Raw genomic sequence first — 16,095 nt, 5'->3', positions numbered from 1 at the left:
CGTTAAGTCCACATGTCATGCTCGTTGATGGAACAGGAACGGTTAATGCTAATACATCAAGTCATATCATGCGACAGACGGAGGTGAAAAATAAAGTTACCGACTATACTACGAGTAGACCATTAATTGGAAATGAGGAGGATTTCGTGTTTAAACGACCTATCCATAACGTACTAACCGGCTTAGGAATGATTGCTGTGTTTTGCCTCGGTTGGTGGATTTGGTATGTGTTGAACGGTAGCGACGCGGCCGAACAACGAGCCGTCCGAGCAGCCGAAACCTATGTCGATATGACGTATCCCGAGCTGGAACTTAACGTGATTGGTGTGACATACTTATCTCTGTACGATGCGAAATATTACGTGTTGTACGCGTCCCCGTCCCATGTCGACACTGAATTGTGGGTGCGCGTCACTCGAGCGGGGGAAGTCGTGGACGACAATTTCGGAGATGCTGCGAGCGTCTCGTCGGACGTTTCCCTTTCATTGGACCGACGTGATGCCTTACCATGTAATCAGAAAAACTCGCCAGACGAATTCGTCTGGCGAGTTTTTCTGATTACGCTTTATGCGTTACGTTTATAGAACATGATCGCCTCGTACGCCCGGAGCGACAACGTCGTTCCGTCGAGTTGCGGCACGTCATAGTTGTGGCTGACGACGTCGGCGCATGTGAACCGTTCCGGGATCTCATACGTCGTCTCGGGCCCATAGAAGTTGGCGACGACGAGTACTTCTTCGTCGTCCGTCTTCCGTGTGTATGCCCAGACGCCTAAGTCCTGTTTCGTCAACAGCGTATAGTCCCCGTCCGTCAACACGTCGAGCTCTTTGCGGAGCGAGAGCAAGTTCTTGTAGTGGTAGAACACTGAATCCGGGTCGTCGAGCGCCGTCTCGACGTTGACCTCCGTATAGTTCGGCGCCACGTTGATCCACGGTGTGCCGCTCGTGAAGCCGGCGTGCGGCGTCGCGTCCCACTGCATCGGTGTCCGTGAGTTGTCGCGTGACTTCTGTTTGATGGCGGCCATCATGTCCTCGTGCGACACGCCCTCGTCGCGCTTCAGCTTGTAGATGTTGAGCGTCTCGATGTCGCGGTACTCGTCGAGCGAGTCAAACCCTGGGTTCGTCATGCCAATCTCTTCGCCTTGATAGATGTACGGTGTCCCTTGTAGTCCGTGGAGCGCGGTCGCGAGCATCTTGGCGCTCTCGACGCGGTGGTCGGTGTCGTTGCCGAAGCGGCTGACGACGCGCGGCTGGTCATGGTTGCACCAGAAGATGGCGTTCCAGCCCTTGCCGTGCATCCCTTCCTGCCACGTCGACATGATGTCTTTCAGCTGCACGAAATCGAACGGTGCGGCGACGAACTTCTCGCCGTTCGGGTAATCGACTTTCAAGTGGTGGAAACTGAACGTCATGCTGAGTTCACGCTCGTCCGGGCTCGAGTAGCGGACGCAATGGTCGAGCGTCGTCGACGACATTTCGCCGACCGTGATGACGTCATGCCCCTCGAACACTTCGCGGTTCATCTCTTTCAAGAACTCATGGATGCGCGGCCCGTCCGTATAGAACTTGCGGCCGTCCGATTCGTCCTCCGGGAAGTCCTGTTGCTTCGAGATCAAGTTGATGACGTCGAGGCGGAACCCTTTGATGCCTTTCTCGCGCCAGAAACGCATCATCTCGTAGACGTCCTCACGCATCTGTTCGTTCTCCCAGTTCAAGTCGGCTTGCGTCTCGTCGAACAAGTGGAGGAAGTACTGGCCGCTCTTGTCGTCATACTTCCAGGCGTTGCCCCCGAACTTCGACTCCCAGTTCGTCGGTTCGTCGCGCCAAATGTAATAGTCCCGGTACCGTTCGTCACCGGCGAGCGATTTTTGGAACCACTCATGCTCGGTCGACGAGTGGTTGACGACGATATCCATCATCAGTCCGATCCCGCGCGACTCGGCCTCGCGGACGAGCTCGTCAAGGTCTTCCATCGTCCCGTACGATGGGTCGATCGCGTAATAGTCGCTCACGTCGTACCCGTTATCGTTTTGCGGCGACTTGTACACCGGTGTCATCCAAATATATTCGATGCCGAGATCGGCCAGATAATCGAGTTTCGACGTCACTCCTTTAATCGAGCCGGTAGCGTTACCTTCCGGGCTGTAAAAGCTTTTTGGATAGATTTGATAGACGACTGATTTGCGCCAGTTTGTTTGTGTCATGAACGACAGCTCCTTTTGTAAGAGTTTTCATTTTGATAGGAAAAGGGGAAGAACCTCCGTCCCTCCCCTTGATGAATCCCCATATTATGCGACTTTGTCTACTTTCAGCTCGCCTTTTTTCATGTAGCGTTTTGACAAGGCGAACGTGAGCACGAACGGGACGACGATCGCAATGACCATCCCGACCATGAAGAGCAAGATTTTATCTGTGAAGATCGACAGGAAGCCAGGGAGTCCCCCGACGCCGATGCCGATGGCCTGGACGTCGTTCAGCGTGATGAAGACGGCGGCAATCGCCGACCCGATCATCGCTGAGTAGAACGGGAATTTGTTCGGCAAGTTCACCCCGAACATGGCTGGCTCGGTGATCCCAAAGTAAGCCGAGATTGCTGACGTCGACGCCATACTCTTTTGTTTGGCGTTATGCTTGTAGACGAAGAACATAGCGAACGCCGCCGAACCTTGGGCGATGTTCGACAGAGCGAGCATCGGCCAGATGAACGTGCCGCCCGTCTCTGCGATGAGTTGCAGGTCGATCGCGATGAACAAGTGGTGCATCCCCGTGACGACAAGCGGTGCATAGAACAAACCGAACAAGAGCGCACCGACGACCGGTACCGCTTCGAACACGTTGACGAGACTCGTCGCGATGACGTTCCCGATTCCGCGTGTGACCGGTCCGACGATCGCAAGGGCGAGGAAACCTGTGACGACGATTGTCGTGATCGGCACGACGAGCAGTTGGATCGCATTTGGAACATGTTTTTTCAAGAACATTTCAATATGGCTCAAAATGAAGGCCGCGGCCAAAATCGGCAAGATTTGACCTTGATAGCCGACTTTCTCGATTTCGAACAGCCCGAGGATGTCGAACGTCGGGATATCGCCTTCAAGCGCCGCTTGCCCGTAACCCCATGCGTTCAACAAGTCCGGGTGGACGAGCAGTAGACCCATGACGATACCGAGCACTTCGCTGCCACCAAAACGCTTCGTTGCCGACCAACCGACGAGGGCTGGCAGGAAGACGAACGCCGTGTTCGCCATCATGTTGATGAGATCCCATAAGCCTTGCAAGTTCGGATACGCCTCGATGAGCGTCGCGTCGTCGACGAACAGTCCTTCCGACGCGAGCAAGTTGTTAATCCCCATCAAGAGACCGGCGACGATGATGGCCGGGATGATCGGCATGAACACGTCCGAGAACACTTTGACGAGTTTTTGGAGCGGGTTCATCTTCTTGCCGCCTGACGATTTGACTTCAGCGACCGTTGCCGCCTCGAGCCCGGCGAGTTTGATGAACTCGGCGTAGACGCGCTCGACGTCCCCGGCACCGATGACGACTTGGTACACGCCCGAGTTCTCGAACGCCCCTTTGACGAGATCGGCTTCTTTTACTTTTGCCTCATTGACGAGCGACTGGTCTTTCAGTGAGAGACGGAGTCGCGTGACACAGTGCGCCGCTTTATCGACGTTATCCTTGCCCCCGATGGCTTCTAGGATATCCGCGGCGATTTGACGATAATCTGCCTTCATAAGATAGGCCTCCTTTGTGTGAAAGCGTTTTTTGAGAACGGTTACATATGATTACAAACAAAGTTTAACTTATATAGATGAGTTATGTCAACAACTTATCTATATAAGTTTATCGTGACGAATGTGTGACAAGCGTTCACTAATTTTGTTCCCTCTCCTCCCGATTCAAAACGACAAAAAAGACCCCTTCTTAAAGAAGAAGCCTTATCGACGCGCCACATCGCTGAACTGAAACTTGTCGAGCCGGTGACGGGACTCGGTATATTCGAACTGTCTTCCCTCATACAAAAACGTGTCGTTCGTGATGACGATGACGTATTCGTAATCGTGAAGATCGAGGCGTGACCGGTCAAGCTCGGTCACGTCCTCGGCCGCGATTTTCCGCTTCGCGTAGCTGATCTGTTGCCCGAGCTCGCGCTCGACGTATTGATAGATCGAGTGCTCGGCAATCTGTTTCGTCAGACCGGGGACGAGGTCTTTGACGAAATAGTTCACGTCTAAAATGACGTTCTCCCCGTCGAAGTTGCGGACCCGTTCGATCCGGTAGACGAGCGTGGCGGGCTCAAGACCCATCCGCTCGGCGAGCCAACTCGGTGCCTCGATCTCCTCGAACGAGGCGACGCTCGTCTCGATCGAACGGCCGAGCATACTGGCGTATATTTCCGAGAAGCTGACGATGCCGTTGAACTGGAACTCGATCTGGTCGCGGCGCAGCACGAACACGCCTTTGCCATGATGTTTGCGGACATAGCCGTGCTCTTGGAGCAAGTCGAGCGCTTTCCGGACCGTGCCCCGGCTCGCCTCGTATTCATGCATGAGTTCTGTCTCCGACGGCAGTTTCGACTCCGCCTCGTATTCACCCGTTTTCATCCGCTCGGCGAGCCGTTCATAGATTTGACGATACTTGGCCACAAGCCCACTCCTTTCTTCATCGAAAAAGACGACCATGCGGCCGTCTTCTGTTTATCGTTCGCGGTGATACCACGTGATGCCGATCGCGCCAGGTCCAAGGTGTGTCCCGATGACTGGTCCGAAATGACCGCCCGTGACTTGCGCTTGCGGAAACTTCTGTTTCATCGAGGCGATCTCTTCGGCCTGACGTTCCGGGCAGTTGGCGTGGATAATGCCGATGCAATATCCCGCGCCGTCACCGACGATCGATTGGTCCATCATCTCTTCGATGCGACGGACCGCCTTCTTGTACGTCCGGATCTTCTCGAACGGGACGATCTGTCTATCCTGAAAATGAAGGACCGGCTTGATCTGCAGGAACGAGCCGACGAGCGCTTGCGCCGCGCTGAGCCGTCCGCCCCGTTGGAGGTGGTCGAGGTCATCGACGACGAAATAGGCACGGATCCGTTCACGCGTCTTCTCGAGATGCTGCATGATCTCCTCGGCCGAGGCACCATTGTCACGCATATGGACGGCCTCTTCGACGAGAAATGCCTGAGGCATGCACGAGATTTCAGAGTCGAACGCGTGCACGTTGACATCGACCATGTTGTTCAAGGCGATCATCGATTGATACGTCCCGCTGATCCCGCTCGAGAGCGTGATAGCGATGACGTCGGTCACTTCAGCCGGAAGGCTGTCGATCAGTTCGACCGTCTCCCCGATGATCGGTTGCGATGTCGTCGGCAAATTCCCCGCCTCGATCCGTTCATAGAACGCCTCCGTCGTGATATCGACGGCCTCACGGAACGATTCTCTGCCAAAAATCACGCTTAGCGGTGCGACGTGGACGTCGTGTCGCTCACAAAATTCGGCCGGCAAATAGGCGGTACTGTCGGTCAAAATCGCTATGTTTCCCATACTATATCCTCACTTTACATCGTTTCGTTTTTCCAATTGAATTAAGATTCCATTCCATATTGTAGCACAAAAGCGATGTATTGCATCGGTCTAGGTCAAATCTCGACCCACCCGCGGCGGATCGCATCGACGACGGCTTGCGTCCGGTCGTTTACTTCCATTTTGCGCAGAACCGACGAGACGTGGTTCTTGACCGTCTTCTCACTGATGAACAGCATGTCGCTAATATCGCGGTTCGAGCGGCCATCGGCGAGCAAGTGGAGCACCTCGACCTCACGGCGCGACAGCAACCGATAGACGGGATCGTCCGTCCGGTTCACGACGTTCCGTTCGGCTTGTTCTCCTTTGAACTGGAGCAGGCGCCGGTAATCCTTCAACACGTTCGTCGTCACTTTCGGATGCAAGTACGCCCCGTCTTTCGCGACCGAACGAACGGCCGAGATGAGTTCGCTTGAAGCAACTTCTTTCAACAAGAAACCTGATGCTCCCGCTTCAAGCGCATGTGTTATGTAAGATTCGTCATCATGGATCGACAGGATGAGGACGCGCGTGTCCGACGATGCCGCGGTCAACTGTTTCGTCGCCTCGATCCCGTTCAAGTCGGGCATGTTGATGTCGAGGATCATGATCTCCGGTTTCTCCTCTTTGGCGATGCGAATCGCATCAGCACCCGTCCGCCCTTCAGCGATGACGGTGAACTCGTCTTCTAAATCAAAGATCCGCTTCAAGCCCTCTCGAAACAGCTCATGGTCATCGACGATTGCGATGCGGATTGTATTTGTCATTTCCATCGTACACTCCCCTTTATCTGTATTACAAAATCGGGATCGACATGCGGACGACCGTCCCTTTGCCGATTTCCGAATCAATGTTGATACTGCCGTTCACAAGCTCGATCCGTTCGCGCATACCAACGATACCGAACGACTCTTGCCCGATCATACTCGGCACGAAGCCGACCCCGTGATCGCGCACGTGAATGTGAATCACGTCTAGCGCTTGCTCGACGTTGACGATGATTTCCGTCGTCTTCGAATGCTTGATCGCATTTTGGACCGCCTCTTGGACGAGCCGGAAGACGTTGATCTCGAGTTTTTCCGAGAGACGTGTCCGGTTGCCGCGGTAGTTGAGCCGCGTCTTGATCGCCGTGTACTCTTCCGTCTGATGTAAATAACGCTCGAGCGTCGGCAAGAAGCCAAGGTCGTCAAGCGACATCGGCCGCAGGTCGTAAATCAAGCGTCGTACGTCGACGAGCGCCCCGCGAATCAGCCGTTTCAGCTCGTGCAGTTCGGCGAACGCCTCGTCCTTGCCTCTTCGGTCGAACGTCTTCTCGATCAAGTCGGCCCGAATCAAAATATGGGCAAGCGATTGCGCGGGGCCGTCATGCATTTCCCGGGCCAGGTGGCGCCGCTCACGCTCAGCCGCCTCGAAGACGCTGATTGCCATCTCTTGCTTCTTCATCATGTCCGAATACTCTTGCTGCAGGTCGTCGCGTAAAAAGTTGAGGACGACCGAGACGCGGCTGACTAACCGGTCCGCCCGCTCCATCGTATCCTGAAGGACGAGCAACCGCCGCTCGAGGTCGTTTCGGCGCTGCTGGCTCACCATCTCCTCTTTTTGGATGAGGAACCGCTCGAGCTGCATCTGGTTGGCGAGTTCATACGCCTCGCGGATCTCTTGCTCACTATGTATATGGAACTTCTTACTCACTTGAACGAGTTTATTCTTCGCCGCTTTCACTAATAGATCGAGGCGCTCGGACTCTTTAATGTGAAACTCGATCTTTTGCGTCAACTCTTTTAGCTCCGTTTGGATCGACGAATACTCATTAGCTGAATTTTCAGTTATACGGACGATCTCCTCTTTACTCTCCGTCACCGTATCAATCATATTTGTTATGATATGCTCTAATGCTGTACGATCGGTAATATGATTCACGATGCCATCCCCTAATAGTTCGGTAGTAAGTCCTCATTTGTTTCTATTATCGACTGCATAAGCGTTCGTTTCCAGTAAGAATCAGAGGCTATCTTCACAATTCGCCACTTAATCTACAGACGCCTACTCGATTTCAAAAAAAATACATGAAAATAGAAAGGAGAATTTTCAGAAATGTCTACTGAACAAAATTATACTATAAAACAAGACGGAGAATACGAGGTCGTCATACAAAAATCAAAATTTATCGCTCACTTTAAACGCGTCACGACCGAAGCGGAAGCCCAGACGTTCATCCAAACGATCAAAAAAGCGCATTGGAGCGCCAATCATAATTGTTCAGCCTACATCATCGGAGCCCGGAACGAATTCCAAAAAGCGAACGATGACGGCGAGCCGAGCGGGACGGCCGGCCTGCCGATGCTCGAAGTGCTCCGTAAACGCAATTTGAAAGACACGGTCGTCGTCGTCACCCGCTACTTCGGCGGCATCAAGCTCGGCGGCGGCGGACTCATCCGCGCCTACGGCGGGACGGTGAGCGAAGGGCTCGATGCGGTCGGGATCGTCGAACGGTTGCCGATGCAACGTCTCACGCTCACGGTCGACTACGGATGGATCGGGAAAGTCGAGAACGAGCTCCGCCAGTCCGCTTATTTGCTTGACGAGATTGTCTATGCCGACACCGTCACGTTCCACATCTCGGTACCGGTCGAAGCGACCGAGGAAGCGCTCGCCTGGCTCGTCGATTTGACGAACGGTCAAGGCCGACTCGAGACCCAGGACGTCCGTATCATCGAACGTGATTTTGTGCGCTAGGTCCCGTATACTAAAAGAAATGACTGAAATGAGGAGACGACATGGAACAAGACTCCCGCAAGAAACGCTCCGTGTGGAAAATCGGTCTGCTCGTGCTTGGCCTCGTCCTGCTGATCGGCGGTTCGACCTTCGGCTACTTCGTTTTCAAGGCGAACGAGACGGCAGAGACCACGAACAGCGAACTGACGCGTGGCGACAAATCGGAACGTCGCGACGACACGATCGATTTGACGAAAAATCACTTCTCCGTCCTGCTCGCCGGCGTCGATGGCGGCGCCTCGCTCGAAGAGGGACGGACCGACTCACTGATGGTGGCGACGTTCAACAAGGAATCTCGCCAAGTGACGCTCGTCAGTATCCCCCGCGACGCGTACGTCGATATCGTCACGGAGGACGGCGAGTTCAAGGACAAGATCAACCATGCGTATGCGTACGGCGGCATCGACACGACGATCGACACGGTCGAGACGCTGTTTGACATCCCGATCGATTATTACGCGACGATCAACTTTGACGGCATCGAAGACCTCGTCGACGCGGTCGGCGGCGTCGAAGTCGACGTGTTGATCCCGATCTCAGGACGCGCCACCGGCAACGTCGAGCTCGAACCGGGCGTCCAGATGCTAGACGGCAAGGAAGCACTCGCCTATGCCCGCATGCGGAAAGACGACCCTGAAGGCGACATCGGCCGGGCCAAGCGCCAACAACAAGTGCTCGAGGCCATCATCAACGAGGCGACGACGATCAATTCGTTCACGAAGCTCAACCGGATCATGACTGCGGTCGGCAATAATATCCGAACGAACATGTCGCTCTCCGAGGCGTCCCAGCTCCAGCCGTATACGAAATCGCTCCGCTCGTTCAACCAAGAGACGCTAGAAGGCGGCGACTTGACGATCGGCGGCGTCTACTATTATGAGTTGGACCAGGCGGATTTGAACGATAAGCGGGCACTGTTGAAAACAGAGCTCGGTCTTCCGGTCACGGCCGAAGACAGTGAACCTGACCCAGGCGACGGTTTTAGCGAGACGACGACGTACTGACCTAAAAAAACGACCAAGGACATGGCGTCCTTGGTCGTTTCTATGTGTATATCCAAGTCACGTCTTCGCCCGGCCGAGCAGGCGGCGTGACGTCTGGATGATCGGTTTGTAGTTCGGGTGGATCAACTCCGTCGACTCGACGATCAGTTCAATGACGATCAAGACGATGACGAACGTGATGACGGCACCGACCATCGTCGTCTTCGCGAACAGAATCGAGGCGATCCCGAAGAAGAACGTCATCCCGTACATAAGAAGCACCGCTTGGCGCGTCGTGAACCCCATATCGATCAACTGGTGGTGCATGTGTGACTTGTCAGGCGACATCGGCGGGCGCCCTTGGACGAGCCGGCGGACGATCGCAAAGATCGTGTCCGAAATCGGCAGTCCGAGCAAGAGGACCGGCACGACGAGCGAGAACAGTGTCACGTTCTTGAAGCCGATCAGCGAGAAAACGGCGAGCATGTAGCCGAGGAAGAGCGCACCCGTGTCCCCCATGAATATCTTCGCCGGGTAGAAGTTGTGGACGAGGAACCCGAGCGTGCTCGCGAGCAGCAAGAGCGCCATCATCGTCAAATAGACGTTCCCTTGAATGATGGCTAGGAGCGCGATCGTCCCGAGCGCGATGCTCGAGACCCCGGCGGCGAGACCGTCGAGGCCGTCGATCAAGTTGATCGCGTTCGTGATCCCGATCAACCAAAGCACCGTCACCGGGATGCTCCAAGCGCCGAGATAGAGCTGTTGGTCGAACGGCAAGTTGATGAGTTCGATCCGCATCCCGGCGTTCAAGACGACGACCGTCGCGATCATCTGCCCCATCAACTTGATGCGGGCGTTCAACTGGAACCGGTCGTCGATCAGGCCGGTCAAGATGATGATGACCGCTCCGATCAAGATGGCCTCGTTATAACGACTCGTCGGCAACAACAAGGCGTAGCCGATCAGGAAGGCGATGAAGATGGCGAGGCCGCCGATTCGCGGCATCGTCCGTAAATGTACTTTTCGGGCGTTCGGGTGATCGACCGCTCCGATCAGAAAAGCGAACCGGCGAACGAGCGGCGTGATCAAGATGGCCATCACAAAACTGACCAACATGGCAATCCATAACATGGCCAACGTTCCTCTCTCAAAAAAATAGACTCTGGCGAATTATAGCATATTTCCCGTCACCAAAATCGTATCAGAAATGTTACAGCAAAAAACCGACGAACGTTCTCGTCGGTCAAGCGTGTGCTGGTTCAGTCGTGACTTCTTCAGCTGATGCATATGTATATAGTCCGCGCCCGACTTTCTTGATTTCCGGATTGACCGATTCGATCTTGACCATTAATTGGTAGATGTTGCTAATATGGTGACGGTAGCGAAGCTCGAGCTCCATCTGGATGTCACGCACACTCATCGTCTGCCGTTCTTTCAAAAGGTCTGTGACCTGATGGACGTAAACCTCGAGCGGATAACGTTGATTGACGCGACGCGGACGCAACCGCTTTGATGGATCTGTCGACAGCTCTTCTTCCCGTTTGTCCCGGCTCAGTTCAGAAATTAAGTATTCGGCCCGGCGCTGTAATTGACGATACGACTCCTCGATCTCCATCAGTTCGCGATAGATATGTTCGTTGATGTTCGTAGATTCCATACACAATTCCCCTTCTACATCCAATTGAACTTCTCGATTACCTATTTTAAATCAAGATTTTCTAATTATTACTTGTTATCTTCTAAAAGTGTAACGGAGGTGTAATGTGTTTGTCATCTGTTTTTGGGCGTTTTGGACTTTTTAGGACTTTTGGACCAAAAAAAAGATGACGACTGTTCGGGGCAGTCGTCATCTCACGGAAGATGAACGTAGTCTGTTACGCGCCGACGCGTTCGAGGATGCGTCGGAGCGAGAGTTCATCGGTCGAAGCGACGATGAGGTCTGCATGACCAAGCATCGACTCTTCCCCGACGGCGACAGCAAACATGTTTGCCGCTTTGATTGCAGTCACGCCTGCGGCTGCGTCTTCAACGCCGATGGCATGTTCGGGTTTCACGCCAAGGGCAGAGGCAGCCTTCAAAAACACTTCGGGATGTGGTTTTGAGTCGGCGACAGTTGCTGCATCGACAATGTGATCGAAGTAATGGCGGACACCAAGTGCGTCAACGACCGCGAATGCGTTCTTTGAAGCAGATGCCATTCCGATTTTGAGACCGGCCTCTTTAATTTCATCGAGAAATGAAACGATGCCAGGAAGCAAATCGGCCGAAGAGATGTGCTGAATGAGTTCAACGTAGTGCTCGTTCTTCTTCTGGGCGAGTTCCGCCTTTTCATCCGGTGTGAAATCGTCCTGTCTTCCGCCGAGCGCAAGGATGCGTTCGAGCGAGTCAGTCCGGCTCACCCCTTTGAGCGTCTCATTGAACTCGCGGTCAAATGGAATGTCGAGCTCTTCTCCGAGTTGTTTCCAAGCGAGGTAATGGTACTCCGCGGTGTCAGTGATGACACCGTCCAAATCAAAAATGACTGCTTCAATCGTCGACATACATGCTTTCCGCCTTTCCTTCAAATGTTTGTGTCCTCAGACTACATTTAGGGAACTTGACAAGTACCCGTTGCACGATTGGTCAATGATGCAAACGGTTGCACTTGTTCGATTTCTATTATATCGGATAACGCCTCATCTATGCAACCGCTTTCGCAGAAAAAATAAAAAATAGGAAGAGCGCTTCGCTCCTCCTACCATTTTACAATTGAATGCCGACGACTTTCACGTTCACCGCTAGCGGTGTCATCGCGAGCATCGTGTCCATGTCTTGGGTGATGCGCTCTTGGACGGCCGTCACCGTCTTGACGATCGATTGACCGTAAGCGATGTAGAGCGACAAGTTGATGATGACGCCTTCCGACGACTCATCGACTTTGACGTGCTTCATGAGCGCACGCTCTGAGAGTTTCGTGTCTTCTTGTGTGAACGACACGTGTTTCGTTTCTTTGACGACGACCGCGGCGATCATCTCGACGACGTGGCGTGAGACGTTGACGTCTCCTTCTGTACTGTTCATTCCATTTTCATATGGCATGCTGTCACTTCCTTAGCTCTAGTTTCGGTTCCCATCTAAAGTGTAGCGGAAAACCGCCGTTTAGAAAAGGGTTTACGATTTTGGGTCTTTCACGTCCTGCGCGCGGCGGACGTCAATCTCGACGAGCGGCCTCAACATCCGGACGGCCGGCGGGCTGATGATGAGCAGGACGATGAGGCAGGCGACACCGAACAAGACGAGCAACTGTTGCCATGACGTCGGCATGAATCCGACCGGCACGAACGCCTTCCAGGCGACGATTAAAAACACATGGACCAAGTAGACGTATAGACTATACTTCCCTGCCCGCGTGAACACGGGCAACTCACGCCCCGGCACGATGAGCGCGAAGCTGACGGCCATGAGCGTCGACACCGTATAGACGATCAAGAAAGCGAACGGACCGCTCCAAATCGCCTCCGGCACCGCCGTCTCGTAGGCGAACCGGAATTTGAACAAGTTGCCGACGTGATAGAACGTGCCTTCTTTTTGGAAGCTCATCGAGGCGAGCAGTCCGAGCGTGAGTGCGATGAAGACGACCGCCCCACCGACCCGGTAACGGTTCCGTTGCTCGGCCCGCTTCGGCAACTCGAAGAAGTTCATCGTGTTGCGCTCACTCATCCAGTTGCCGATCAAGAAGAACGGATAGAACATGATGACTTTCCGGAGCGCGAAGAATCCGGTCGATTCTTCTTGGAAGCCGAACAACAGGGCGAACAACAGCGCATAGAGCACATACCCTTTCAACTGGGTCACGTACGGCGTGATGACGTACCAGATGACGATGGCCATCAAATACCAGAGCGCCCAGTACGGCTTGAGCACGTTCAGTCCCGGGTTCTCGAGCGACAAGAGCGGGACCCCTTCCGTGAAGGCGAACCATGAGCCGAGAATGACTTGCCAGATCACGTAGACGACGAACAGCTGGATGACACGCAAATAACGGTTCTCCCGAAAGAAGTAACCGCTCAGCATAATGAATAACGGCATATGAAACGTATATAAGAACAAATAAACCCACTTCGGCAGTAAGTCGTCGTAGGCACCGCGCACATCGGTCAGCAAGTGACCGAAGACGACGAGCAAGACGAGCACGCCTTTAATATTGTCGTACCAATGATTTCGCATAGCGTCCCCTCTAGTTCTCCTGTTGCTTTTCCTCTTTGTTGTTGGCGTATCGCTTCTGAGCGACAACCCGGATTTCAGCCGTCCATGGCACCAACGAGTCGATGGACCTCTTCTTGTTCGAACCCTTCGTTGAAGTATCGGTTCAACGTCGTCTTCACATCGTTGTGCTGTTTATACAAGCCGACGACGAGCTCAATCAACTCTTCTTGAGTGAAGCGCTTCAACTCAGCACGCAGTTCACCGACTTTTAACTTCTTCATCTGACCACCCGCTTCATTTTTTTCCTTTCCCATCATAGCCGATTTTTTGACCCGGTGAAATTACGATTCAACAAAAAAATGATGACGTCATTGTCATCATTCCCTGTATCTGCCGCTTGCAAGCCGAATCGTTAACAAATCTTCATGCGCGAGCAGGTTTTGCGCGTATTCAAATGGACGAGAGTGGGTAGAGTATAGTATAGTGGTTTTACTAAATAATCAGAATATTCTAATAAAGGAGGTGTGGAGAATGGCTTCTGTCATCCGTAACCGTCATCACGTGGTCCATGACCCGAAACGTTCGTTCTCTAACTTTGGATTTTGGTGGAGTATCGGCGCGCTCTCGATCGGTTTATTCATCATCGCTTTCGAACCGCTCCGTGAACGGTTCAGCGCCTTACATCCGGTCGCTTCAGTCTTGTTCCTGATTGGCATCTCGTTCGTGGCCGGTGTCGTCATGAAGCTCGCCCGTGACGTCTGGTGGCTCAACTACCTGCTCGAGCGCACGTCGAACCGGTACATGTATGTCGGGGCGGACACACTCCGGAGCTGGCAATACACGCTCGACTCGATCTGGTTGTTGACCCGCACCTCACAAAAAAAGCTCGGCCGATTGTACATCCAAATCGACCGAACCGTTCGTGCTGAAGAAGCGAAACGCATGTTCGCTGCCTATTTGATTGATCGTGGCGTCCTCGTCGTCTACTCGAGATCGTCCAAACCGAAGAAAATGGCCTGACCGTTTCAATCGATTAACGGCACAACCCATGCTCGAGCTGCTTCGACTTCCTCCATTCGCAGCTCGTGCCCGCCTCCGTGATAGAAGAGCTCGACGTCCGCTCCGGCTTCCCGTAGCGTCGACGTCAGCTCTTCTGTTTCTTGTTTCGGACAAATCGGGTCACGCTCGCCCGCCGAGATGAACACGGTCGCACCCGTCAAGTCAGGGAGCGTGAGCGAGCGGTCCGGTACCATCGGATGGAACAAGAGCGACGCCTTGAACGCGTTGTCCCGGTATAAGGCCGATCCGATCAAGTTGGCACCGTTCGAGTAGCCGAGCGGGATCATCTTGTCGCGGGCAACACCGTATTTAGCTGCCGCCTCGTCAAGAAACGTGAGGAAGCGTTCCGTCTGTTTCTTCAAATCTTCAAGGTCTAACACGCCTTCCGCATGACGGCGGAAGAAACGGGACATGCCGTTCTCGAGGACGTCGCCCCGGAGCGTGAGAATGTTCACTTCAGTTGAGAGTTCACGGGCGAGCGGGATCAAGTCCTGCTCCGTCCCGCCTGTACCGTGCAACAAGACGAGCGTCGTCTCGGTCGTGCCTTTAATGAATTGATGAATCATATTCTGTCTCCTCTCGGGATTGTGATGGTTGGTAGCGTTCGTGTGATCTTGTCGCGGTCGACTTCGAGCCAGTCCGGCAGCTTCAGCGCGCTACCGAGTTCGTCGATCGTTTCATCAACGAGGAACCCGGGTGCGTCGGTCGCGAGCTCGTGCAAGATGCGTCCTTCGTCATGGAAGTAGACCGAGCGGAAGTAGTGCCGCTCTCTCACCTCGGTCGGACGGAGGCCGCGGTCAAAGATTGCGTCTTGCCACGTCGTATACTCGTCACCGTCCGCGATACGCCAGGCGATATGGTGGACCGTCCCCGCACCGGGCACGCCGTTCGGGAGGACGGCTTTTTTGACATCGATGACGTTGCCGTAATCGGCCTCGCCCTCAAGTCGGACCCATTCCGAATCTTCCCCCGTCTTCGTGAAGCCAAACAGTTCGGTCAATAGCCGCACCGTCGCCTCCGGGTCTTTCGACAAAAGCGTCGCCCCGGCGAACCCGGTGATCGCTTCTTGTTTCGTGATACCTGGAACGAGCCAGTCCGTCTGTTTCGCGCTCGCCCGCGCGACGAGCTCGACGACGAGTCCGTCCGGGTCTTCGAACAACAACGACGGCTCGCCGAACCGTTCGGTCGCGACCGTCGCGACACCGTGTTCGCGGAGACGCGCTTCCCAAAACAAGAGACTGCCAACTGGTACGAGATACGCGGTGACACCGACCTGCCCGCTGCCGACGCTGCCTTTCCCGATACCCGGGATCGGGAAGAACGTGATGACCGTCCCCGGCGTCCCGGTTTCATCGCCAAAGTATAAATGGTACGTACCCGGGTCATCGAAGTTGACCGTCTGCTTGATGAAGCGGATACCGAGGACGTTGCCGTAAAAATCTAATGTGCGTTGCGGGTCTTTCACCATCGCCGAGATGTGATGGATACCTGCTGAGTGCGTCGTCATGACGTATCCCCCTTTTTTAT

18 protein-coding genes are annotated in these 16,095 nt (G+C 54.1%); 4 read left to right on the top strand and 14 right to left on the bottom strand.

Annotation, left to right across the window (positions count from 1 at the left end):
• Nucleotides 1–146 precede the first annotated feature (146 nt).
• Nucleotides 147–584 carry a hypothetical protein gene (locus EVJ29_RS01060; protein ID WP_131490056.1) on the top strand — a complete coding sequence of 146 codons (438 nt, stop codon included), beginning with the start codon at nt 147–149 and terminating at the stop codon, nt 582–584.
• Here EVJ29_RS01060 and treC read toward each other — a convergent pair.
• The 6 genes from treC to EVJ29_RS01030 all read right to left on the bottom strand — a co-directional run bounded on the left by treC (nt 566) and on the right by EVJ29_RS01030 (nt 7,486).
• On the bottom strand, nt 566–2,203 hold the full coding sequence (treC, locus tag EVJ29_RS01055) for an alpha,alpha-phosphotrehalase (protein ID WP_131504610.1): 1,638 nt from the start codon (nt 2,201–2,203) through the stop codon (nt 566–568). The genes EVJ29_RS01060 and treC overlap by 19 nt on opposite strands.
• Nucleotides 2,204–2,287: 84 nt before the next feature.
• Nucleotides 2,288–3,736 carry a PTS system trehalose-specific EIIBC component gene (gene treP, locus EVJ29_RS01050; RefSeq protein ID WP_131504609.1) on the bottom strand — a complete coding sequence of 483 codons (1,449 nt, stop codon included), beginning with the start codon at nt 3,734–3,736 and terminating at the stop codon, nt 2,288–2,290.
• Between the two features lie 204 nt (nt 3,737–3,940).
• Nucleotides 3,941–4,684, bottom strand: coding sequence for a trehalose operon repressor (gene treR, locus EVJ29_RS01045; protein ID WP_131464096.1), 744 nt, complete (start codon nt 4,682–4,684; stop codon nt 3,941–3,943).
• Between the two features lie 15 nt (nt 4,685–4,699).
• Entirely contained in the window at nt 4,700–5,548 is an 849-nt protein-coding gene (locus tag EVJ29_RS01040; RefSeq protein WP_131464098.1) for a DegV family protein, read from the bottom strand.
• Nucleotides 5,549–5,643: 95 nt separating this feature from the next.
• The gene (locus EVJ29_RS01035) at nt 5,644–6,339 is read right to left on the bottom strand and encodes a response regulator transcription factor (protein ID WP_131438756.1); all 696 of its coding nucleotides are present in this window, start codon (nt 6,337–6,339) and stop codon (nt 5,644–5,646) included.
• A 22-nt stretch (nt 6,340–6,361) separates the two neighbouring features.
• On the bottom strand, nt 6,362–7,486 hold the full coding sequence (locus EVJ29_RS01030) for a sensor histidine kinase (protein ID WP_174545515.1): 1,125 nt from the start codon (nt 7,484–7,486) through the stop codon (nt 6,362–6,364).
• Nucleotides 7,487–7,660: 174 nt separating this feature from the next.
• Here EVJ29_RS01030 and EVJ29_RS01025 point away from each other — a divergent pair, with 174 nt between their 5' ends.
• Nucleotides 7,661–8,302, top strand: a complete 642-nt coding sequence (locus tag EVJ29_RS01025) for a YigZ family protein (RefSeq protein WP_131464100.1) — start codon at nt 7,661–7,663, stop codon at nt 8,300–8,302.
• A 41-nt stretch (nt 8,303–8,343) separates the two neighbouring features.
• Nucleotides 8,344–9,345: an LCP family protein gene (locus tag EVJ29_RS01020; RefSeq protein ID WP_131504608.1), complete on the top strand. Its 1,002-nt coding sequence runs from the start codon at nt 8,344–8,346 to the stop codon at nt 9,343–9,345.
• Between the two features lie 57 nt (nt 9,346–9,402).
• Here the strand turns inward: EVJ29_RS01020 and EVJ29_RS01015 are convergent, their stop codons facing one another.
• The 6 genes from EVJ29_RS01015 to EVJ29_RS00990 form a co-directional block, all read right to left on the bottom strand.
• The gene (locus EVJ29_RS01015; RefSeq protein ID WP_070328629.1) at nt 9,403–10,455 is read right to left on the bottom strand and encodes a glycosyltransferase family 4 protein; all 1,053 of its coding nucleotides are present in this window, start codon (nt 10,453–10,455) and stop codon (nt 9,403–9,405) included.
• Nucleotides 10,456–10,567: 112 nt separating this feature from the next.
• On the bottom strand, nt 10,568–10,981 hold the full coding sequence (locus tag EVJ29_RS01010; protein ID WP_016509287.1) for a Rok-like winged helix domain-containing protein: 414 nt from the start codon (nt 10,979–10,981) through the stop codon (nt 10,568–10,570).
• 217 nt (nt 10,982–11,198) lie between these two features.
• Nucleotides 11,199–11,864 carry a beta-phosphoglucomutase gene (pgmB, locus tag EVJ29_RS01005; RefSeq protein WP_016509311.1) on the bottom strand — a complete coding sequence of 222 codons (666 nt, stop codon included), beginning with the start codon at nt 11,862–11,864 and terminating at the stop codon, nt 11,199–11,201.
• A gap of 202 nt (nt 11,865–12,066) precedes the next feature.
• Nucleotides 12,067–12,384: an Asp23/Gls24 family envelope stress response protein gene (locus EVJ29_RS01000; RefSeq protein WP_236633343.1), complete on the bottom strand. Its 318-nt coding sequence runs from the start codon at nt 12,382–12,384 to the stop codon at nt 12,067–12,069.
• A 90-nt stretch (nt 12,385–12,474) separates the two neighbouring features.
• Complete coding sequence (locus tag EVJ29_RS00995) at nt 12,475–13,530, bottom strand: acyltransferase family protein (protein WP_070328627.1); 1,056 nt, start codon at nt 13,528–13,530, stop codon at nt 12,475–12,477.
• A gap of 74 nt (nt 13,531–13,604) precedes the next feature.
• Entirely contained in the window at nt 13,605–13,790 is a 186-nt protein-coding gene (locus EVJ29_RS00990) for a hypothetical protein (protein WP_070328626.1), read from the bottom strand.
• Nucleotides 13,791–14,040: 250 nt separating this feature from the next.
• On the opposite strand from EVJ29_RS00990, the gene EVJ29_RS00985 reads away from it, so the two are divergent.
• A complete protein-coding gene (locus tag EVJ29_RS00985) occupies nt 14,041–14,529 on the top strand; it encodes a hypothetical protein (protein WP_131464104.1) in 489 nt (162 codons plus the stop codon).
• 5 nt (nt 14,530–14,534) lie between these two features.
• Here EVJ29_RS00985 and EVJ29_RS00980 read toward each other — a convergent pair whose 3' ends face one another.
• Nucleotides 14,535–15,134, bottom strand: a complete 600-nt coding sequence (locus tag EVJ29_RS00980) for an alpha/beta hydrolase (protein ID WP_070328624.1) — start codon at nt 15,132–15,134, stop codon at nt 14,535–14,537.
• Nucleotides 15,131–16,075: a VOC family protein gene (locus EVJ29_RS00975; protein ID WP_070328623.1), complete on the bottom strand. Its 945-nt coding sequence runs from the start codon at nt 16,073–16,075 to the stop codon at nt 15,131–15,133. The genes EVJ29_RS00980 and EVJ29_RS00975 overlap by 4 nt, the downstream gene beginning before the upstream one ends.
• Nucleotides 16,076–16,095: the final 20 nt, after the last annotated feature.

Origin of the sequence: Exiguobacterium sp. SH4S7 (genome assembly GCF_004336795.1) — a bacterium.
GTDB lineage: Bacteria > Bacillota > Bacilli > Exiguobacteriales > Exiguobacteriaceae > Exiguobacterium > Exiguobacterium aurantiacum_A.
Note: the sequence above shows the minus strand (reverse complement) of the source record. Positions and strands in the feature narration are given on the sequence as shown.